The sequence below is a fragment of the Pseudoalteromonas sp. P1-25 genome (genome assembly GCF_001401805.1).
GTDB lineage: Bacteria > Pseudomonadota > Gammaproteobacteria > Enterobacterales > Alteromonadaceae > Pseudoalteromonas.
In genome coordinates, this window is record NZ_LKDW01000013.1 from 66,770 (window position 1) to 87,935 (window position 21,166).

A 21,166-nucleotide genomic window follows, 5' to 3' on the forward strand; every position below is an offset into this window, starting at 1 on the left:
GTCAACCCAGTGATTATTAAAATTATTATTGTGCTGCTGTTACTATTTATACTTTTCAACTTGTTTAGAGCGCTATTTATTATGGTGACCGACAAATCTGGCAATCGGCCTATGTCGCATTTTTTAGGCCGTCGCGTACTGTTTTCTGTGGTGGTTTTGGTGATGGTGATAGCCGCTGTAAAACTTGGTTTTATAAAGGCTAATCACTCACCATTAGCCGTTACAACACATACACAAAAACAAATAAACACAGCCACACCACATCAACAAAATGCCAATACCAAGCCGCTGCTTGAAACGCAAAATGTTTATCTTTCGTAAAATGGCCTTTTAAAATACGCACAAAAACAACAAACAAAATAATGGCGCCAAGGGTCACATGCATGCCATGAAAACCTGTCAGTAAAAAAAATGTATTGCCGTAAATGCCTGCATCTAGTGTTAGATTGAGCTCGTTATAGGCATAAATATATTCTTCTACCTGCAATGCTAAAAAGCACACACCCAATAAAATGGTTGCCCCTAGCATCACTTTTAGCGGTTTACGTTTATTGTTTTCAATGGCTACGTGAGCAAAATGCAAAGTAACCGAAGACGCTAATAAAATAAGCGTATTAATAAGGGGTAAGCCTTGCCACCCCATAGCTTGCGTGGTTTCACCTGCTGGTGTGGTTAGTAGTGGCCATACGGCCTCAAAGGAAGGCCAAAGCACCTCGTTGGTCATCGCATTATTCCCAGCGCCGCCAAGCCAAGGCACCGACAAAACACGGGCGTAAAATAATGCGCCAAAAAAGGCCATAAAAAACATAACTTCAGAGAATATAAACCAGCTCATGCCCTGTCTGAACGAGCGGTCCATTTGCGCTGAATACAAGCCCTGATCAGACTCGCTAATTACATTTTTAAACCAACTAAAAATCATATACAGCAGCACTGCAGTGCCTGCATATAGCAGGTACACACCGCTGCCCCCTTCACTTTCTAAATTCATAACTGTTAACGCCGCACCCACTGCAATAAAAAATAACGCCACCGCGCCCACTATGGGCCAAGGGCTTTGCTCGGGTACGTAGTAGTTTTCATAATCTTGATTCATGTTACTTGCTCCTAGTTTTACACTAGACATGCAGGCTAGTTATTACTTGCTACTAGCTGCTCACTAATATCAAATACGGTGTACGATAAAGTTAGCTCTTCTACATCGCTCGGCAGTGCGGTATCAACATAAAAAAGCAGCTTAAACTCAAGTTCTTCACCCGCTTTTAGGGGTTGTTGATCAAAGCAAAAGCACGCTATTTTATGTAAGTACTTAGCTGCCTTTCCGGGCGATACAGAAGGTACCGCTTGCATTACTTTATCGATATCACTGGTGTTTTTTGCGCTAAACATTACCTCACGCATAGCACCTGGTTTCACATCAACACTGTATTCTTTAGATTTAACAATAAAGGGCGCACCACTTTGCGCATGGGTTGTAAAGCTCACACCTATTTCTCGGTTTTCAGTGATTTGTGTACTTTGTTTAGCTTGCTCAAGCGACGGCTTGCCATTAAGCCCGGTTATGTCGCAAAACACGTCATATAAGGGCACTAAGGCAAATGCAAAAGCAAACATACCTATACAAATAAGAATTAGGCGCTTTAATAGCGGTGCATGTGTCATTATTTAATTTCCGGCGGTGTAGAAAAAGTATGATACGGCGCAGGAGAGTCTACTTCCCACTCTAAACCTTCAGCACCATCCCATACTTTTGCAGGGACTTTATCGCCCCCTCGGGCACATTTAATTACCACAGCCACAAAGAGTAACTGCGATAAACCAAAGGCAAACCCACCTACACTAATAATTGCGTTAAAGTCAGCAAACTGCAGAGCGTAATCGGGAATGCGGCGAGGCATACCTGCCAGCCCAACAAAATGCATAGGGAAAAACAGCACATTAACGCTTACCAGCGATAACCAAAAATGCCACTTAGCCAAGGCAATGTTGTACATATTGCCCGTCCATTTAGGCAGCCAATAATAAGCCCCTGCCATAATAGAAAATATTGCCCCCGTAACTAACACGTAATGAAAGTGCGCCACCACAAAGTAAGTATCGTGATACTGAAAATCAGCTGGTGTTATAGCCAACATCAACCCCGAAAAGCCCCCTAAGGTAAATAGCACAATAAATGCAATACTAAATAACATGGGTACTTCAAAACTTATTGAACCTCGCCACATAGTGGCCACCCAGTTAAAAACTTTTACCCCTGTAGGTACCGATATAAGCATGGTCGCGTACATGAAAAATAGCTCGCCAGCAACGGGCATACCGGTCGTAAACATATGATGCGCCCACACTATAAAGCTCAGTAATGCGATAGAAGAAGTGGCGTATACCATGGAGGCATAACCAAATAGTTTTTTACGAGAGAACGTAGGCACGATGGTCGAAATAATACCAAAGGCGGGTAAAATCATGATGTACACTTCGGGATGGCCAAAAAACCAAAATATGTGCTGAAACATCACCGGATCGCCGCCACCTGCTGCATCAAAAAAGCTGGTTCCAAAGTATTTATCGGTCAGCACCATAGTGACCGCTCCGGCCAATACAGGCATAACAGCAATTAATAAAAATGCGGTTATTAGCCATGTCCAAACAAATAATGGTAGTTTCATCCATGTCATGCCTGGGGCACGTAAGTTAACAATGGTCACAATCACGTTTATTGCGCCCATAATTGAGCTAATCCCCATAATGTGCACTGCAAACACAAACATTGCGGTGTTATCGTTACTGTACGTTGTAGAAAGCGGCGCATAGAACGTCCAGCCAAATGCGGGGCCGCCTCCAGGCATTAATAACGATGCCAATAAAATTAAAAAAGCGAAGGGTAAAATCCAAAAGCTCCAATTGTTCATTCTGGGCAGTGCCATGTCTGGCGCACCAATCATGAGCGGTACCATCCAGTTAGCAAGCCCCGTAAAGGCTGGCATTACAGCACCAAACACCATAATTAAGCCGTGTACTGTGGTCATTTGGTTAAAAAAGTGAGGATCTACCAATTGTAATCCTGGCTGAAATAACTCAGCCCGAATAACCATGGCCATTGCACCACCAATTAAAAACATCGTCAGCGAAAAAATTAAGTACATGCTGCCAATATCTTTATGGTTTGTTGTATATAACCAGCGTTTAAAACCTTTGGCTGGATGATGGCCGTGGTGAGCGTTATTGGCGTGTGGTTGTTCTACTATGCTACTCATTAGTTCGCCTCCCCATCAGCATCAAGTGCTGCCTGAATTTCACTAGGTTGGATAACATCACCCGTATCGTTACCCCACGCATTGCGTTTGAAGGTAATTACTGCCGCAAGTTGCTTTATAGATAACTGCTTTGCAAATGCCTGCATTGCAGTGCCAGGACGGCCATGAATTACAATATCTATATGATCTTTTATATCACCAAGCACAATGGGGCTACCTTTAAGCGCTGGAAACACACCCGGTAACCCCATACCTGTTGGCTGATGACACGCAGCGCAACTTGCCATATACACTTGCTCGCCTAGCGTCATTAACTCTTCTTTAGGAATCGTTTTCTCAAGTAGGGCTGCATCGGCTAATGCCGCTTTCTGCTTAGCTTGCTTAGCATCTGCAAGCCACGCGTTAAAATCCTCTTGCGACTTAGCTTCAACTACCACGGGCATAAAACCATGATCTTTACCGCATAGTTCGGCGCATTGGCCACGGTAAATACCCTCTTCGTTGATGTTGGTCCACGTTTCATTAATAAACCCTGGGTTGGCATCTTTTTTAACGGCAAAATCAGGTACCCACCAAGAGTGAATAACATCATCAGAGGTCATTAAAAAACGCACCTTTTGATTAATTGGCAGTACTAAAGGTTTATCAACCTCAAGTAAGTAATTGGGGTTTTTATTAGCAAGGTTGGCTATTTCGTCTTGAGGGGTAGACAAAATAGAATAAAACTCCACGTCTTCGCCCATATATTCATAATGCCACTTCCACTGTGACCCAGTGATCTTAATGGTTAAGTCGGCCTTACTGGCATCTTCCATTGCAATCAAGGTTTTAGTGGCAGGGATTGCCATGGCAATTAAAATAACAAACGGAATGGCAGTCCAAAGAATTTCTACTTTGGTACTTTCATGAAATTGGGCAGGAACTGCCCCTTTAGATTTACGGTGATGAATTAGTGCCCAAAACATAATTGCGAACACTATCACCCCAATCACACAACATATTAAAAATATTGTCATGTGTAGCTGATATACATTATTACTTATATCGGTTACGCCCTTGCGCATATTGTATTGGCTATTAGCCAGCACTTGCTGCGGGAACATAATCAATACAAGCCACAAGGCAGAGGTCAGTTTACCCATGTGACGGCTCCTTTGATGCTATTGCGAATGCAAAGCGAAGAGGCATACGGCTTAAACGCCAATTCGTTATTTTTATTATTTAACCAACCTAATTTGTTTTGATTGGTATAGCTGCGCCAACAAAGAATGTGTATTTGTGTGTTCTCAAAACCAAAAAGCTGTGAGTTATTGTTAGCCCAGCACATTAATGATTAGCTAAAAAACGTACAACAAGCAAGTTTCAGTATAAAAAACAAACAAGTTGTATTTTAAAATAAGCTTTAATTACGCCAGCTTAAACACAAGTTAGTTGCTAAATAGCGAGTAAAACTAGGGGGTGCATCATATAAAAGAGGAGTTAAGTGCGAGTGCAAAAAAGTTTACAGGCTAAATAATTTTAGGGCGCTTTGAGGTAGCGGAAGGTCTTTCTTAAAACAAAAATGCACACTTAAAAGTGCGCATTTATAAAAAGTTACTTAAAAATAGTTAAAAATTACATCCAGTCGGCATTTCTTATTACGCCAACAGCTAAACCTTCAATATTAAAAGATTCGTTTTCAAGGTCTACCTCTATAGGCGTAAACTCTTCGTTTTCGGCGTGTAATAATACTTTTCTGCCTGCTTTTTCGAGGCGCTTTACGGTTACGTCTTCATCTACCCGCGCAACCACAACTTGGCCGTTTTCAGCTGTTTGGGTACGGTGTACAGCAAGTAAGTCGCCGTCCATAATGCCTATATCTTTCATACTCATACCGTTAACACGCAGTAAAAAGTCAGCGGCAGGTTTAAACATAAGTGGGTCTATTTTGCAGTGGCTCTCAACATGTTCTTGCGCCAAAATAGGCGAACCCGCTGCAACTCGACCTATTAATGGTAGCCCTAGTTGCTCTGGCTCTTCTTCTTCAACCAATTGAATACCACGGCTTGCGCCTGGCTTCATTTTAATAACACCTTTTTTGGCAAGCGCTTTTAAGTGCTCTTCTGCGGCATTGGCACTTTTAAAACCTAGTGTTTGCGCAATTTCGGCACGTGTAGGAGGCATACCAGTGTCTTTAATAAAAACTTTTATTAGTTCGAGTATTTGAGCTTGGCGTTTAGTTAATGGTCGCATACAACTGGTTTTCCATACAGTACATTTAACTGTGAGTATATACAGTTAAATAAAAATCGCAAATTTAAATTGCGCTTTAAAATAGCTAAACACACCGCACTTGGATATATTTTAGGTAATTACAGACGTTCAGTATTTAAAATGCTATAAATTTGCTTTCAGCATAAAGGAGTAATTATGAGTATTTGGCATCAACCCATCACATTAGCGCTTTGCAAACAGTTAGATGAGGGAATAAACGGCCAAGGCACGCTAATGAAAACAATGGGTATAGAAATAACCGAAATAGGCGATGATTACCTAGTAGCCACCATGCCCGCTATTCCTGAGCATCATAACCCTATTGGTATGGTACATGGTGGCGCAAATGTGGTACTTGCCGAAACCGTAGCAAGCTACGCCGCTAACTTTGTAGTGGACTTTACAAAATTTTATTGTGTTGGCCAGGAAATTAGCGCCAGCCATTTAAAGGCCTCTCGAAATGGCACTTTAACCGCTGTTACTCGTGCATTTCATATTGGTAAGCGCAGTTCTGTATGGGAAATAAAAATAACTAATAGCCGCGGCGAACTTTGCTGCGTATCAAAAATGACCGCAGCGGTTGTCGAGCGCAAATAATTAACTATGGCTACTTTTCGATAGGGTAAATTGTTATTTCCATACCTGCGCCAATTGCAGATATACGTAGCAGTGTATCTGCATGTAGAGCTTGGTTAAAACACTTAGGTGACGTGCCCGATTCAAAGCCAATATCAAAGGTTCTGCGCGAACAGCTCAACCATTGTTTAAGCGCATTACGTGAACACGACTCGATTAATTCACATAAGTGGTTAATTGCTTTGTCAGGCGTGGTTATGTCACCCGCGGCTTCAATACGCGCCAATTGACGATATTCGTCTTTGTCATAATGTAAAACCATCGCGTTTTTCTTTAAGTCTGCCACTAGGGCGCTAATATCTTGTTTAGACTCAAGCTCTAGATCTACATTTAAAAATTGAATTTCCGACATTGTCTGCTTTTTACCCTCTTATAGTTTCATCGCAAACTTTAACGCAGTTTTACTTTTATACCAAATCAACTAAGCGGTAAACATGGCTTTATTAATAGAAAAAACCTGTTTAAACGCCATTGGCACCTAATTTGCCTTATAAAACGGGTTAGGCTAGTTAAGCTCAAATTTAGCGTTTATGTATGAAAGTTATACACACACTGTGTAATTAAAAGCTGTAGGAGAACAATAATGGTAGATCATGGCCCGCAAATTAAAAATGATGAACAGTACGATGCGCTTCGCGATGAAGGCATGAGCAAACAAAAAGCCGCGCGAATTGCTAATAGTAATACTCATAAAACCGCAGTTAAAGGCGGCAAAGCCTCAAAGTATGAGAAGCGCACAAAAAAACAGTTATACGATAAAGCAAAAGAGGTAGGCATTAGTGGCCGCTCAAAAATGAGCAAACAAGAGCTCATAAATGCCCTGCGTGAGCATTAAACGCAGCCTCACTGATTTTTTATCGCTCCTTTTTATTATTTTTATAAAGTTAGAGTAAGCTTATGAATAACTGCGACAAAATGCCGCAGTAAAAGCATGGGCTGCTGTAATACACTAACGCTAAAAATAATAAGAAGCACAAAATGAGAAAGCAACTATTTAAGCGCGCACGAAAACTACATAAGTGGCTAGGCTATTTACTTGCCTTACAAATTTTAGCTTGGCTTTTAGGTGGCTTAGTAATGAGCGCAATACCACTTGAATACGTACATGGTAAGCACCTTGCAAAACGCACACTTACAAACCCATTTACACAAGCAGACTACCCCACATCACTCGATAATATTACGTCACAAGTGGCTAACCCCACTCAAATAATATTTGAGCACTTTTTAACTACCCCGCTTATTACTGTTATTAACAGCACCGAGCAGCAAAGCTTTAATGGCTTAACGGGCCGCCCTTTTAAGCCACCCACTAAAATACAAATCACCGCTAATGCACAAGCTCATTTACTCATCGACGCTAAACCAGTAAGTACCACATTTTTAAAACAAGGGACTCGAGAAGTGGGATACAAAACAAATGTGTGGCAAGTACAATTTAACGACACCTTTAATACCACGCTGTATTTAAATGCAATTAACGGCAAAGTAATTACTGTTCGCAGCACTCTATGGCGTATATTCGACTTTTTTTGGATGCTGCACATAATGGATTACGACGAGCGAGAAGATTTTAACAACCCGTTACTAATCAGCTTTGCAGCCACCAGCGTGCTATTTTGTTTATGCGGCATGTTGCTACTTTTGCAAAATTTAAGGCTTAAAAGGATTTTTAAATAGGTTTATATTTTAATTTCAAGGCCTTAAACTAGCGCCTCCTGTAGTTCACGTATGTGATGGATATGCTTAAATTTATTTTAGCCTTTGTGGCTTGTTGTATTTGTTTTTCGGCATCGAGTGAAGAATTTACCCGTTTTTCAACGGCTAAAAGGCACTTAATTAAAACCCTACCCGATAACGCTAAAAGCCTTTACTGCGGCTGCGACATTAAAAAGCAGGGTAAAAAGCTAATCCCTGACCCTAGCAACTGTGGCTATATTCCGCGTAATACTTTAACTTCTTCTGGCAAAGTTAATGTACGTGCTCTGCGTATTGAATGGGAGCACATAGTGCCCGCATGGGAATTTGGCCACCAGCTACAATGCTGGCAAAACGGCGGACGTAAAAACTGTCGAAAGGTCAGTGCCAAATTTAGAAAAATGGAAGCCGACATAAACAATTTAGCCCCCGCAATTGGCGAAATTAACGCCGATCGCTCTAACTATCGCTTTGGAATGCTGAGCGAAAGCGCCACTCAATATGGCCGCTGCCAGGTAAAGGTTAACTTTAAACAACGCTTAGTAGAGCCGCCATTTTATGCCCGCAAACGCATTGCCGACACCTACGCTTATATGCAAAAAACATATGGCTTAAAAATATCAGCCAAACAACAAAAGCTATTTGATGCATGGAAAAAACAAGCATTTGCAGATAAAAGCAGCGCAAGCAAGCTTTAACACAAGCGAAATGTTATACACTCATTTACATAATTTAGGGTCTAATACGTTGAATAAATGAGCGGGTGTTGTAGTATTTTAAACAACTTATTTACAAAAAGTAGTTCTGTATGTTTAAAAATAACAAAGCATCACTCGCTATTATTGCTGCACTCTCAAGCCTAACACTTGCTGGCTGTGGCGGTGGTAGCAGCATGAATGAAACGCCCGCTCCAATCATCACACCTCCTGCAAGCACAGCCCCCACATGGACGGCAGGTGTATTTGAGCCATCGGATGAGTTAAAAAACTTTTGCGAAAACCCACGCACAGGTAACGATCCGTTTAATAATAATGAGCCTTACCCAGACCAAGCTGGTTCAGCACTTTACGAAAAGCTTTGGCTTCGCTCGTGGAGCAATGAAACCTACCTTTGGTATGATGAAATAGCCGATAACGACCCTGAAAACTTTGCTACAGTGGCCAGTTATTTTGCCCAACTAAAAACCGAAGAACTAACTGACTCAGGTGATAAAAAAGATAACTTTCATTTTTCAGAACCCTCCGAGGACTACTTTCAAGAAGCACAATCAGGTGTAACCTCAGGCTATGGCATAAACTGGGCATTTATAGGCGACCCAGCTGATAGAATTTTGCGTGTTGCCTACCTAGAAGATGACTCACCAGCAAGCCAAATTGGTTTTCAACGTGGCGATACGGTGCTCGAAGTTGATGGCGTAAGCATTAATACTAGCACACAAGCAGGCGTAGATACCCTAAACGAAGGCTTATTTAGCCCCACTAATGGCGACTCGCACACCATCGTTGTGCGCAGTAACGATGGCGCTGAAAAAACCTTTAACGTAACGGCTGGCAACATAGAACAAACGCCTGTACAAAACGTAAAAACCATTACCACCGAAAATGGCACTAGCGTAGGATACATGCAGTTTAATAGTCATATAAGTATTGCTCAAGAAGGCTTAATTGCGGCGGTTAATAAATTTAAAGCCGATAACGTAGAAGAACTTGTTATTGATTTTAGATACAACGGGGGCGGTTTATTAGCGCTTTCTTCGCAGCTTGCCTACATGGTAGCCGGCAGTGCTAATATCCAAAACCGTATTTATTACCAAACTCAGCGAAACGACAAGCAACCTGTAGAGTCGCCTTTTCCGTTTATAGATGAAGAAATTGATTACTCAACCTTTTTTAGCACCGGTGATAACCTACCCGACTTAAACTTATCTAAAGTGTATGTGCTTAGCACATCAGGCACCTGTTCAGCATCAGAAGCCTTTATTAATGGTCTAAAAGGCATTGACGCCGAGGTAATACTCATTGGCGACACGACCTGCGGTAAACCATATGGTTTTACTCCAACACATAACTGTGGCACCACGTATTACACCATTCAATTTAGCGGTATCAACAGTAAAGGGTTTGGTGAATATGCAGCAGGGTTTACGCCTACGCCAACACCGCAGTTTGATGCGGATGTGAAAGGTTGTGTAGTGAGTGATGACTTCGACAATCAATTAGGCGATCCAAACGAAGGGATACTCTCTACTGCGCTTTACCATATAGATAATAACGGCACATGCCCTGTTAGCACCGCTTCTGCGGGCATTAAAACGCAAATTCAAAGCGCTGCTGGCGATAGCAAGCAACTATTACCTTTAAACGCACCTAATGACTTTAACCGTGGCAATATGGATTTAACATGGCCTACGTTAAATAAGGATAAGTAATGGCTAAACTACTGGCAATATTAACCTTATTATTTATTGGAGGCTGTAACAGTATGAATACTGCCACTGCCAAGCCTGCACTACTTACCGAGGTAAACCTAGGCGTTATAGCCACGCTACAGCAAGCGATTATAAAAGCGAAAGGTGGCACACTAGTTACACTTGCCGACACCGTTTTTACTAAACGCAGCGAGCTGTTACTAAGCCATGGAAATAGTAAAGACTCAAATGGTATGCCCATAATGGGCGCGCATAATATCAAGTCAGAAAAGTTTGTTTTACAAATAATTGCCGAGCAGTGCGTGCTTTATTATCCTAAAAAAGATATGGCTATTGAGCTTAAAAACGTAAGTTGTAAAGCACAATAAAATACTATTAAAAAGGCACACAGCATTAATCTGTGTGCCTTTGCCATTTTTCCCTTGGTTTATAAATCTTGATGCGGGCCAAATACTTCGTAATGAATATGCTCGTTTTTAACACCTAGCGCCAGTAACTGGCTTTTCACAAACGCCATAAACCCAGCGGGGCCACATAAGTAAAAGTCACCATTTGTAAGGGGTAGTTGTGTTTGTATGGCCGTTAAGTCCATCAACCCTGTAAAATCAGCCCCATCACTGCTTTGATTAAACCACGTTATAGTTTGCAAGCTGTTATAAGCCGTACTTAACTCATTTAAATAGCGTGCAAACGCGTGCTGCTGAGTATTTTCGCACGCATGTAAATACATAATATTTTGCTTAGGGTTATCGCTTAATAACGTTTCGAGCATCGCAAGCATTGGCGTTTGCCCAACACCTGCTGAAATAAGTACTGCTGGGTTTGTGTTATTACGTAAAAAGAAATCTCCTGCAGGCGGGTATAGTTCAACTATGTCACCTTGTGTTAGTGAGTGTAAATAATTAGATACCACACCAGGCTTTGGCTGTAGCTCTTTTTTAACACTAATACGGTAGTTTTTACCGTTACCTTTTTGCGAAATAGAATACTGGCGAATTTCTGCATATTCAGCGCCCTCTGGCTTAACTTTAATCCCTAAATATTGGCCAGGTTTGTGGATAATAACCGCTTTGCCATCTACAGGTGTGAGTGTAAAGCTTGTTACTAGCTCAGATTCAATCTGCTTATTGGTTATTTCAAATTGGCGAGTACCCGCCCAGCCACCGAGTGTGTTTTTACTATGCTCATACAAAGCCCCTTCTTCGGTAATACAAATATCAGCAAGCAGTGCGTAAGCTTCTCGCCATGCGTATTCTACATCTGGCGTAAACTGCTCTGGTATTAGCTCTTTTAAGGTGCCAATTAAATGAGCACCAACAATGGGATAGTGCTCTGGTAAAATATTTAAACTGGTGTGTTTATGGTTAATGCGCGCTAATGCCTCTTTTAACACCGCTAAATTATCAATATTTTGGGCGTATGCCGCTAAGGCGTTAAACAAAGCAAATTGCTGGCGGCCGGTGTCTTGATTCACCATATTAAAAATATTTTTAAGCTCTGGGTTATGGCTAAATAGTCGCTTATAAAAATGATCGGTCACAACGGTGCCAGCCTGTGCTAACAGCGGAACAGTGCTTTTAACAATTTCAATGGTTTTATCAGATAACATAAAATAGTCCTATAGGTAAGCTAACCACGACGCCCATCAACACGACGCCGCGTTAATATAGGTGTGCAGTAAATTAAAAATAATAAAAAAGCCACTAACCACAACAAGGCACTTATCTGCCAAGCAAAGTGTGGCCCAATAATTAAGGGGAGTATTGAGCGAGTAATCGCTGCTACCAGCACTAGCAAAAAAGCAACAGATATATATTTAGGAGTATTAAGCGTCCGCCCTGTATGACCAAGCGATACACGGGTCATCATGGCTAAAATCATCATCCCTATTGTGCCAATAGTGATAAGGTGGAGCGCGTCTTTGAAGGGGATTACGCTTGTGTAAAAGCTCAATGCAATTAGCAATAGGCCAACACCTAAAGCAAGATAAGAAAAATGCAAAGACCATAATAAAGGCACTTTTAGCACGTTTGCATGCCACCAAAGCTTTGCACGAATTAAGTGAAGCGCAGCCACTATCGCAACAATGAATGCGGGGCTAATTGAGCTTAAAAATAACTTGCTGATAAAAAATAAAGTTATTGCCAGTATTGATAAATACAGCAGTGCTTTATCAATTTTAGGAGTGCGTGTTTGCTCGCTAAGCAATAAACCTTTAGCAGTAAAAAAGGGAAGCACCCTTCCTGCAACAATGCCGACCAATAAGCTAATAACGAGTACAGCGGTGTCAACCACAGCCAATGCAAGCTGCATGTTGTTATTTAAAACAAGGAGTAAATAAAGTGTATTGAGGACGCACAACACGCTTAAAATAGCTAAAAACTGATAGTTATTTTTACTGCGTGCTGTAAATAGCATATTAGCCAGTGCCGTAATTGCACCTACCCACCATGCTAGCTGTAGCAAAATGACAAGCCATAAATTAGCGTTAGCAAAATTTGGCATCTCTATAAAAAACGCTAAACGCGCACTTACCCATATTAAAGTAAGTAGCATAAGTGCTTTACCACTTATGCTTTCAACGCCCGTCCACGTTTGTGCCGCCGTAAGTAAAAAGCCTACAGCTACTACGCCAGCAAAGCCAAATAGCATTTCGTGCGCGTGCCAAAGTGTGGCTGGTATTGTTAAATGCCAATTAGCATGGCCTGTTAAAATAAGTAACCAATAACCTATTGATAAAAATGCCAGCAAACCGCCTGCTAAAAAGTAAGGTCTAAATGCAAGCATCCATAACGGCCATTTAGTAACTTGATAAATAGCTATGCGCGCCGGCACTGGCTCTGTTAAGTTTAGTGGGCGCATTAGCGTACTTCCTGCCCTAAACCATGCTGGGCAACACAACGCAGTACATAACTAACTTTTAAAATAGCTGCCACTACAATAGTGCCAACATGCGCTGATATTTGTACCTGCATCGAAAAGTACTCTGCATATGGGTAGCTAATTAAAATGCTCACAACCATACAAACAGCGCTAAGCCCTAATACGACATTAGCAGTAAATAAAAGCGATTCAAAAAATGAGCCTAACTCAATATTGTTGCTTACATTATTTATTGGAAGTGTGTTCATAACGACCCCGTAACTATTAACGTCACTTAGCTATTACACATACTGTGCCAACAGAATAAATCTATACTATTCAGTACTTTAAATAAAAACACTGTACAATTTGAGTCTTTATGACACACTCCAATTTAATTCATAAAAACACAAATAGGTCATTTTGACATGAACCAACAGTTCAACCTTACCCAAGTAGCTTTAGAGCTTGCCCAAAGCACTCTGCACGAGCACAGCTTTGATCAATTATTGGCAACGGTTGAGCGTGTAATACCTAGCGATGCCAGTGCATTACTTGTCATGCAGGGCGAGCAACTTAAGCCCTTAGCTATTAAAGGTCTGATGCCCGACAGCCTTGGCAGACGCTTTAAAATAACAGAGCACCCTCGCCTTAAGGCTATTTGCAGTGCAAGCCACGCATTACAGTTTGCACACGACTGCCCACTGCCCGACCCATACGACGGCTTACTGCTGGCTAAAACGGGCGATGTACCTGTGCATGCCTGTTTAGGCTTACCCCTTTATGATAGAAATACTCTACTTGGTGTACTCACGTTTGATAGCCTTAACGCAAATGCCTTTAGCAGTATCAGCACAGATATGCTAAGCACCTTACAAACGCTGTGTAGTGCACATTTTAAAACGGCTCTAGAGCTTGCCCATTACAAACACCATGCGCAGCATTCAAGTGCACTTGTGCAAGAGTTAACGCGTGATGCGCTTACTCGCGATGGCGGTGAAATAATTGGCCAAAGCCCAGTAATGCAAACGCTTAAAAACGAAATAAAACTGGTTGCGGCCTCTAACTTTAGTGTGCTGGTGTTAGGAGAAACGGGCGTAGGAAAAGAGCTAGTAGCGCGTAATATTCACTTAAATTCTGCCCGTAAAAATCAGCCACTCATTCATTTAAATTGTGCATCACTTCCCGAAAATCTTGCAGAGAGTGAGTTTTTTGGCCACGCCAAAGGCTCATTTACTGGCGCACAAAATGCCCGCCAAGGTAAGTTTCAGCTAGCTGATGGCGGCACATTATTTTTAGACGAAATTGGCGAGCTGCCATTGGCTATGCAAAGTAAATTACTACGCGTACTGCAAAGTGGTGAAATTCAAACCGTTGGTGAAGACACACCAAAATACGTAGATGTTCGTGTGGTGGCTGCCACTAATCGTGATTTAAAGCATGAGGTAGCACAAGGCCGCTTTAGAGCCGACTTATATCACCGGCTAAGCGTTTATCCTATTACCGTACCACCACTTAATAAACGTGAGCACGACATAACCCTACTCGCGGGTTATTTTATTGAGCAAACAGCCCGTAAATTAGGTATTAAACAATTAAAGCTAAGCACTGAAGCGCAAGCATTGCTCCACCAATACAGTTGGCCTGGTAATGTACGCGAGCTTGAACATGTTATTAGCCGCAGTGCATTAAAAGCTAAGCAAAGCCAATGGCAAAACCCTATAGTTACAATTACCAGCAAGCACTGCGATTTAACCCCACAGTTAAGTAATACAGAGCAAGTTAGCACGCAAAGCACCGTTAACTCTGCCTTCAATCAGCCATTAAAGCAGGCCGTTGAATCTTTACAGTTTAAAGTTATAACCGAACAACTCAAGCTGCATAATTATAACTGGGCAGCCACTGCACGCATGCTTGAGCTCGACAGAGCTAACCTAGTACGCCTTGCTAAACGTTTAGGTATTAAGGTTAAAAAAACTATTTAAGGGTTTGAGGCTTATTAAAGTGCGCTTTTAATAAGCTTGCAAATGCTTGTACTTTTGCAGTCCGATGCACTAAATGATGTGTTACAAGCCATACATCAGTTTGCCAACTCAGCTCACTATGTAAAATAGGTACTAAATCAGTATATTGGGCTGCTACCCCATGCTGTAAACCGCCTATACCTAAGCCTTTAATTATAGCCCGTGTTGCTTCGGAGGTTTCTGAAACCCGTAGCTTTATTTGCTGCGCCGGAATGTGCTTATCAGCCCACTCAAAATAAGGAACACGTGCATTAAAACCCGCCACACCCGATACAAAGTTATGATGCTGTAAGTCATTTAATGTTTTAGGCATACCATACTTGTTTATATAGCGTTTGTTGGCGTAAAGGCTCGATGTAAGCTTAGTTAAATGCTGAGCGATATAATCCCCCTCATCTGGCCTTGGCCCTGCGCGCACTGCAATATGTGCTTGGCCATGATCTAGCCTTAACCGCTTTTGTTCTAAAATAACTTCAAGCTGCACCTGAGGGTGTAAAGCCTGAAACTTTTCGCACACATCGCCCAGCACATCCATAAACCCACTTACCGTAGTAAGTAATAAACCTCCGCGTAACGTACTGTCGGCAGCGGCAATATCGTTATGTAATTGCTCAAGTGACGAATCTATAGTTTGCGCTGTAGTAAATAATTTAGCGCCAATTTCAGTTACCTTATAACCCCGAGCATGGCGATGAAATAAACGCGTATCTAAGTTTTTTTCAAGGCTATTAATACGCCTAAGTACTGTACTGTGGTGCACATTTAATGCCTCTGCAGCAGCTGTAAGCGTACCAAGCTTTGCTACCTCAAAGGCAACTTTTATGTCTTGCCAATCATCAAATTTAATTGCCATGCTACCCGCCTTCTACTTATGTGCATATACGCACACAAGTGTTGCGTTTATTCGGGTTTTCTACAAGTGAAAGTTTGCTACATTAGAGTCACTTCCAGCAAATAAAAGGTCTCAATTATGTCAGCACCAAAAATTATCGCGCTCGCGGGTAGTCTGCGCAAAGATAGCTTTAACCAAAAACTCATTAACGAAGCAGCACGTTTTGCTCTGCAAACAGGTGCTGAAGTAGAAGTAATTAAACTCGCCGATTTAAATTTGCCGTTATTTAGCGAAGACATTGAAGGGCAAGGCACCCCAGCCGATGCACAACATTTAAAAGACAAGTTACGCGCTGCTGATGGTATTTTACTGGCAAGCCCAGAGTATAACGGCTCCATTACTGCTGCACTTAAAAATGCAATTGATTGGGCGTCACGTACTGAGCAAGGCGCTCTGCCTGCATTTCGCAACAAAGTAGTGGCATTATTTGCTACATCACCTGGTGGGCTTGGTGGCTTGCGCGGCCTAAACCATGTACGCGATATTTTAAGTGGTATTGGCTCATTAGTACTTGCCGATCAGCTTGCTGTGCCTTCGGCATTTACTGTATTTGGCGAAGATGGAAAAATCACTGATCCAGCCACTGCTGAAAAAGTTAGCGTATTAACGCAGCAGCTCGTTTCTGTTGCTAGTAAATTAAGTTAATTTTTACGATTGTGTCGCTGCTAATTTAGCAGCGATAAAATCAGTGTGCGCTACATATAAAAGCCCAGCCACTTTGCGTATTACATACTCTTCTTGGGGATCTATCTCCCCATCGGCATACGCCAATCGCCATAATAGTTCAATAATTTCAATGCGCTGCGCCGCACTGCAGTGATCGTTAATCTGCTTAGAAAATTGAAAGTAATCAATTGCCCCATCTAAGCTGCCTGCGGCATTCGTGGTCAGCTCTTCTACTTCTGAATCTGTTAAATTAAAGTATTTTTTTAAGGTTACAGTCAGGGTGTGTTGTTCATTATGGTCAAGCTTAGAATCAGCACGCATTACCTCAATAAGCAGCGCAGCAACCGCTGTTTTTAGATCATGCTGCTCTATGCTTGGCTGTTGCTCGTCAAAAGCGGCAAACAGTTGTTTTATTTGTTTGAACATCACATATTCTCTTTTTGGGTGTTAGACTTAACTTAAATACATCGTGCTTAATGTTTTATTAATGGGTATTAAGTTCGCAAATTAAAGGATACATTTTTATGAAAGGCTTATACACACCGCATTTAATTGCTGGCGCTGCATTGCTAGCCTTTTCTGGTATAGGGAGCGCCTTTGCAGAAGTGGGCGAAAAAGAAAAGTCATACGACTTTGATAACAAAGTGCATTACTACCAAACCAAAATTGACAACAGCAATTATAAAATAGAAATACAATCAGACGATTACAAACACTTTGCTAATCAAAGTATGTTTTTACTGCGCCATGCAGACAGGTTATGCCGTGGTAACACTTTTATGTTAAAAGTGCTTGAAGGCGTGCAAGAGTACGAACGTTTTCCTACTAAGCCACGCGCTTATCAACCACCTTTAACGGTTTTATTGCAATGCGAGGAGCCTGAATAATACGCTTACTCTTCGTATCCCCATGGTGCAGCGGGTGGCGTAATAGGTTTAGTTAAATCAAAGTCCACCTTAAACTCGCGCCCTTGGCGAATTAGCCTATAAGTAAACACCTCAGGATAAATATACATTTGCCATGTATTACCTGCCGACTGTGCAATACCTTGTGCTACAAATAATTCTTTAGAGTATTGATCGGCCGGGAAAGACTGCATTTGTGCAAAACCGGCATCAAGTGTATGACCGCCATACATAGTTGAAGCATCGTCGCTGCCATCTTTATGACGATGATCATGCTTTAAGCTCAAACCACTGCCCGTTTTAGTAATGATCCACGTACGCGATGCATCATCTCCCACATGAAATGGCACTTGCAGCTCGCTATCTGTACATTTACGTACATGCATAACTAGTTTTTTATTTTCAAATGAGCTCGGGCCTTTTGCGTTATCTACGCTTACTTTGCCCTCAAACGCTTTACCACAATGCGCTGCAATATTATTAAAAAACGCATCATGTGTGGGTATAGACACCAAAGGCGCTGGGCGCGCAAAAGCTGCTGATGAGGCAAGTAATAAGGTTGCTGCCGTTAATAATTTCATAAAGTACTCTTATAATAGTTTTTTAATACCATAGCGGTTTAAGCTAATAATGGGAAATAGCTGCGGTGAGTGGCTTTTCTGCTCTGTTTTTCATTAATGTTAAAAGTGAATGATGGAAGTCTTGAAAAATTACCTCACCCCATATTCGCGAATAAACACCAAAATTTGTATTATCTTGCACGGTTGTTTTTAAAGTTAAAATGGTATGACCGCTTTTATCTTCACTTAACGCATACCCACCGTAAAGAGGTGAAAAGTATTCGCCGCCTAGCTTTACGTGTTTATCGAGTGCGTCATCGGGAATGGCATCAGGGTCTATCTCAAATCTATAAAGCATCTGTTTATTTGGCTGCCAATCCGTAATCACTTCCTTAAATATAACCCCTTTTTGCCATTTACTGATTCTAACAGCCCCAACACCCGTAGCATTCATATTTGCCTCTAAAGGTTTAGGTACACCTATTAATTGAGTGAGTGAAAATGGTAATTCTTGTGGCTCTATCTTGCTTACATTTGCAAGCTGCTGCCATACACGATTTATAGGCGCTTCAATAACTATAGCGTTGGTGACTTCATATGTTTTTGATAAGTGTAAATAATTCACCTCAATAGGTGAGAGCAATACAGGAAGCAAAGCAATTGAAAGTAAAGAGCGGTTAGCATTTTTTGTTTTACGGTGTTTAATAAAGCCTGCCAGTAAACCGCCCATACTTGCAAAGAGCATAAAGGCAGGTAATGCCATTGCCACGCAAATGCTACCTTCAAGTAACGTAATAACACTTACAAGTAAAAAAACAAAAATTGGTTGCCAAGCAATTGTCACCATTTGCCTTTTAGTTAATGTTTTTGAGCTTTTAAATTCAAAATGAATACGAATATAGCCAATTGCAACGGGCACTAAAAACATAAAGGAAATAGACACAAGGCTGCTTAAATTGTATGTATCAAGTAGATCTACAAACAGCCGCATAAATATGCCGTAAAGCGTACCGAGTAAAATACCAATTGATTTAGGGGATTGAATTTGCATTATATTTCTTATTATTTGAGTAACCATTGAACGTAGCAGATGCGCTATATCAGTTCAATTAAAATACACAGACCACTACTTAGACTAAAGGATAACAGCCCTACTTTTATAATGCTTCATCTAATTAGAACAAGCAGAAAAAATATAAGCACATGATTTAAAATAAAATAAAGTTAAGTTTATTTTCTAGCTGAGAAATTCAACTCGCAGGTTTAGCGTTAAATAAAGCCATACACGACCTTTTGCCTATACATTCCTGAGTAAAAGCTGATCTACCCTGCTCCTTCACTATTCATTTGCTTTAACAAAAGCCGTATTAATAAATAAGCAACGAGTAACAGGAGGGACTATGTCAGTAACCCCAAAGGGTCACAATTCAGATCACAAAGATACATTGCACGACAATACCAACAGCTATCAAAACAACCATAAACCCAGCTCAGAGTTTAATACTCGCGACGAGTATCTCGAACATGAATTACAGATTATGCAGCCTAAGCGCTGGCGGCCTAATTTACCATTTAAAGACTACCGCTTTGAATTTGAAGACACCATTCCAGCTATGGCGGGCACCATTGGTAAAGTCGTTATGGTGGGGGCTATTGCCGCTACTTTTGCAGCGCCACTGGGTTTAAGCGATGCGTTTGTGTTAGAAAACGTACGCTATGAATTACTCATTGTTTCTATTTTTATTATTTTGTTTTCGGGCTTTATTTTACCCACGGCTAACTTAGCCGGTACTCACGGCCCACTTATTCCGTTAATCCCCATCGTTGTTGCCGCTGGCGGCCATCCTATGGCATTTGGCTTACTCATTGGTGCCTTTGGCTTTATTTTAGCCATAACCAAAGGAGGAAGTTTGCTCGCACGCTTAACCAGTAAAGGGGTGTGCGGAGGCTTACTCATATACTTAGGCTTTATTGGTACTATTTCGCAAGTTAAAAAGCTGTTTGCATGGGCTGAGGTCATTGATATGGCACACATCGCATTTATTGTTATTTTGGCGACCATTTTATTGTATGCGTTACTTGAGCATTTTAAAAAGCGCTGGCTAGCTGTGCCGCTTAGCTGCCTTATTGGCGGTGGAGTTGCCTTTGCACTCGGTGCGCCGTTTGAATTTAATACCGCGCCGGGCTTACCTAATATGAACCCAGCTTATTGGTGGGGCGAAAACACGGGTTGGATGCTTGGCCTACCAACACTTGAAAGCTTTGTGGTTGTGCTGCCGTTTGCGGTACTGGCTGTCGCTATGTGGTCGCCGGATTTTTTAGGACATCAAGTTTTTCAAAAAATTAGTTACCCACAACGTACTGAAAAAGTACAAATGAACATAGACGACACCATGCTAAGTGCATCGGTTAGGCAAACCTTTGGCTCGCTTGCCGGTGGTGCTAACTTTACCTCATCGTGGGGAACCTACATTGTCCCTGCCGCTATTGCTAAACGCCCTATTCCGGCGGGCGCCATTTTAACAGCTGTATTTTGTATTATTGCGGGTTTATGGGGCTACCCTATGGATTTAGCCATTTGGCAACCCGTGCTTTGCGTTGCGCTTATTGTTGGTGTTTTTATTCCGCTGCTTGAGGCGGGTATGGAAATGACACGCGAAGGTAAAACAACGCAATCGGCCGCTATTGTTGTGTTTGCATCAAGCTTGGTTAACCCTGCGTTTGGTTGGTCACTAACTATGCTGCTTGATAACTTAGGCTTAATTGGCTGTAAAGAGCGCAGTGCTAATTTAACTAAAATGAGCCGCTGGGTTATTCCGCTCATTATGTTTGTGGTTTTAACCACCGTAATGGCCATTGTTGGTATGCTGCCAGGCATACCTGCGCTAATGGCAGAATTTAGACACTAATAATTAGAAGAGTTAAACATAAAAAAGCGCGGCTGATATACTCAGCCGCGCTTTGTTTTCATATGTAATTAATTGCTTT

The 21,166-nt window shown here is 41.6% G+C and carries 24 protein-coding genes; 11 read left to right on the top strand and 13 right to left on the bottom strand.

Annotated features, from left to right (window positions below):
• Positions 1–9 precede the first annotated feature (9 nt).
• Positions 10–321 (top strand): DUF2909 domain-containing protein, encoded by a 312-nt coding sequence (locus AN393_RS20720; protein ID WP_082422701.1) that lies wholly within the window; start codon positions 10–12, stop codon positions 319–321.
• Here AN393_RS20720 and AN393_RS10150 read toward each other — a convergent pair.
• From AN393_RS10150 to lexA, 5 genes are all read right to left on the bottom strand, one after another.
• The gene (locus AN393_RS10150) at positions 221–1,096 is read right to left on the bottom strand and encodes a cytochrome c oxidase subunit 3 (RefSeq protein WP_055017976.1); all 876 of its coding nucleotides are present in this window, start codon (positions 1,094–1,096) and stop codon (positions 221–223) included. The genes AN393_RS20720 and AN393_RS10150 overlap by 101 nt on opposite strands.
• 35 nt (positions 1,097–1,131) lie before the next feature.
• Positions 1,132–1,662 carry a cytochrome c oxidase assembly protein gene (locus tag AN393_RS10155; protein ID WP_055015465.1) on the bottom strand — a complete coding sequence of 177 codons (531 nt, stop codon included), beginning with the start codon at positions 1,660–1,662 and terminating at the stop codon, positions 1,132–1,134.
• The gene (gene ctaD / locus AN393_RS10160) at positions 1,662–3,254 is read right to left on the bottom strand and encodes a cytochrome c oxidase subunit I (RefSeq protein ID WP_055015466.1); all 1,593 of its coding nucleotides are present in this window, start codon (positions 3,252–3,254) and stop codon (positions 1,662–1,664) included. Before ctaD ends, AN393_RS10155 begins: the two co-directional genes overlap by 1 nt.
• Positions 3,254–4,396: a cytochrome c oxidase subunit II gene (gene coxB / locus AN393_RS10165; protein WP_055015467.1), complete on the bottom strand. Its 1,143-nt coding sequence runs from the start codon at positions 4,394–4,396 to the stop codon at positions 3,254–3,256. Before coxB ends, ctaD begins: the two co-directional genes overlap by 1 nt.
• A gap of 472 nt (positions 4,397–4,868) precedes the next feature.
• Positions 4,869–5,486 (bottom strand): transcriptional repressor LexA, encoded by a 618-nt coding sequence (gene lexA, locus AN393_RS10175; RefSeq protein WP_004588213.1) that lies wholly within the window; start codon positions 5,484–5,486, stop codon positions 4,869–4,871.
• A 177-nt stretch (positions 5,487–5,663) separates the two neighbouring features.
• Between lexA and AN393_RS10180 the strand changes: the two genes are divergently transcribed.
• The gene (locus AN393_RS10180; RefSeq protein WP_055015470.1) at positions 5,664–6,104 is read left to right on the top strand and encodes a PaaI family thioesterase; all 441 of its coding nucleotides are present in this window, start codon (positions 5,664–5,666) and stop codon (positions 6,102–6,104) included.
• Positions 6,105–6,114: 10 nt separating this feature from the next.
• Here AN393_RS10180 and AN393_RS10185 read toward each other — a convergent pair whose 3' ends face one another.
• Complete coding sequence (locus tag AN393_RS10185; RefSeq protein WP_055015471.1) at positions 6,115–6,495, bottom strand: hypothetical protein; 381 nt, start codon at positions 6,493–6,495, stop codon at positions 6,115–6,117.
• A 231-nt stretch (positions 6,496–6,726) separates the two neighbouring features.
• Here AN393_RS10185 and AN393_RS10190 point away from each other — a divergent pair, with 231 nt between their 5' ends.
• From AN393_RS10190 to AN393_RS10210, 5 genes are all read left to right on the top strand, one after another.
• Positions 6,727–6,978, top strand: coding sequence for a Rho termination factor N-terminal domain-containing protein (locus AN393_RS10190; RefSeq protein ID WP_055017977.1), 252 nt, complete (start codon positions 6,727–6,729; stop codon positions 6,976–6,978).
• Between the two features lie 143 nt (positions 6,979–7,121).
• On the top strand, positions 7,122–7,823 hold the full coding sequence (locus AN393_RS10195; protein ID WP_055017978.1) for a hypothetical protein: 702 nt from the start codon (positions 7,122–7,124) through the stop codon (positions 7,821–7,823).
• Positions 7,824–7,879: 56 nt separating this feature from the next.
• On the top strand, positions 7,880–8,539 hold the full coding sequence (locus tag AN393_RS10200; protein ID WP_055017979.1) for an endonuclease: 660 nt from the start codon (positions 7,880–7,882) through the stop codon (positions 8,537–8,539).
• 110 nt (positions 8,540–8,649) lie between these two features.
• Positions 8,650–10,269 (top strand): S41 family peptidase, encoded by a 1,620-nt coding sequence (locus tag AN393_RS10205; protein ID WP_055017980.1) that lies wholly within the window; start codon positions 8,650–8,652, stop codon positions 10,267–10,269.
• Positions 10,269–10,637 carry a hypothetical protein gene (locus AN393_RS10210; protein ID WP_055017981.1) on the top strand — a complete coding sequence of 123 codons (369 nt, stop codon included), beginning with the start codon at positions 10,269–10,271 and terminating at the stop codon, positions 10,635–10,637. The genes AN393_RS10205 and AN393_RS10210 overlap by 1 nt, the downstream gene beginning before the upstream one ends.
• A 59-nt stretch (positions 10,638–10,696) precedes the next feature.
• Here AN393_RS10210 and hmpA read toward each other — a convergent pair whose 3' ends face one another.
• The 3 genes from hmpA to AN393_RS10225 are packed head-to-tail and all read right to left on the bottom strand — an operon-like array spanning position 10,697 to position 13,400.
• Positions 10,697–11,878 (bottom strand): NO-inducible flavohemoprotein, encoded by a 1,182-nt coding sequence (gene hmpA / locus AN393_RS10215; RefSeq protein WP_055017982.1) that lies wholly within the window; start codon positions 11,876–11,878, stop codon positions 10,697–10,699.
• Between the two features lie 20 nt (positions 11,879–11,898).
• Positions 11,899–13,131, bottom strand: a complete 1,233-nt coding sequence (locus AN393_RS10220; RefSeq protein ID WP_055017983.1) for an NnrS family protein — start codon at positions 13,129–13,131, stop codon at positions 11,899–11,901.
• The gene (locus AN393_RS10225; RefSeq protein ID WP_055017984.1) at positions 13,131–13,400 is read right to left on the bottom strand and encodes a hypothetical protein; all 270 of its coding nucleotides are present in this window, start codon (positions 13,398–13,400) and stop codon (positions 13,131–13,133) included. The genes AN393_RS10220 and AN393_RS10225 overlap by 1 nt, the downstream gene beginning before the upstream one ends.
• Before the next feature lie 159 nt (positions 13,401–13,559).
• Here AN393_RS10225 and norR point away from each other — a divergent pair, with 159 nt between their 5' ends.
• Positions 13,560–15,116, top strand: coding sequence for a nitric oxide reductase transcriptional regulator NorR (gene norR, locus AN393_RS10230; protein ID WP_055017985.1), 1,557 nt, complete (start codon positions 13,560–13,562; stop codon positions 15,114–15,116).
• Here norR and AN393_RS10235 read toward each other — a convergent pair.
• Entirely contained in the window at positions 15,109–16,008 is a 900-nt protein-coding gene (locus tag AN393_RS10235) for a LysR family transcriptional regulator (RefSeq protein WP_055017986.1), read from the bottom strand. The two genes, norR and AN393_RS10235, sit on opposite strands and share 8 nt — an antisense overlap.
• Positions 16,009–16,125: 117 nt before the next feature.
• Between AN393_RS10235 and AN393_RS10240 the strand changes: the two genes are divergently transcribed.
• The gene (locus AN393_RS10240; protein ID WP_055015483.1) at positions 16,126–16,692 is read left to right on the top strand and encodes an NADPH-dependent FMN reductase; all 567 of its coding nucleotides are present in this window, start codon (positions 16,126–16,128) and stop codon (positions 16,690–16,692) included.
• Positions 16,693–16,695: 3 nt separating this feature from the next.
• Here the strand turns inward: AN393_RS10240 and AN393_RS10245 are convergent, their stop codons facing one another.
• A complete protein-coding gene (locus tag AN393_RS10245; RefSeq protein WP_055015484.1) occupies positions 16,696–17,139 on the bottom strand; it encodes a TerB family tellurite resistance protein in 444 nt (147 codons plus the stop codon).
• 98 nt (positions 17,140–17,237) lie between these two features.
• On the opposite strand from AN393_RS10245, the gene AN393_RS10250 reads away from it, so the two are divergent.
• Complete coding sequence (locus tag AN393_RS10250; RefSeq protein WP_055015485.1) at positions 17,238–17,600, top strand: hypothetical protein; 363 nt, start codon at positions 17,238–17,240, stop codon at positions 17,598–17,600.
• A gap of 5 nt (positions 17,601–17,605) precedes the next feature.
• On the opposite strand, the gene AN393_RS10255 is transcribed toward AN393_RS10250, so the two are convergent.
• Positions 17,606–18,199, bottom strand: a complete 594-nt coding sequence (locus AN393_RS10255) for a hypothetical protein (protein ID WP_055015486.1) — start codon at positions 18,197–18,199, stop codon at positions 17,606–17,608.
• Positions 18,200–18,242: 43 nt separating this feature from the next.
• Positions 18,243–19,229: a hypothetical protein gene (locus AN393_RS10260; RefSeq protein ID WP_055015487.1), complete on the bottom strand. Its 987-nt coding sequence runs from the start codon at positions 19,227–19,229 to the stop codon at positions 18,243–18,245.
• Positions 19,230–19,578: 349 nt separating this feature from the next.
• Between AN393_RS10260 and AN393_RS10265 the strand changes: the two genes are divergently transcribed.
• Positions 19,579–21,087, top strand: a complete 1,509-nt coding sequence (locus AN393_RS10265) for a DUF3360 family protein (protein WP_055017987.1) — start codon at positions 19,579–19,581, stop codon at positions 21,085–21,087.
• Positions 21,088–21,166: the final 79 nt, after the last annotated feature.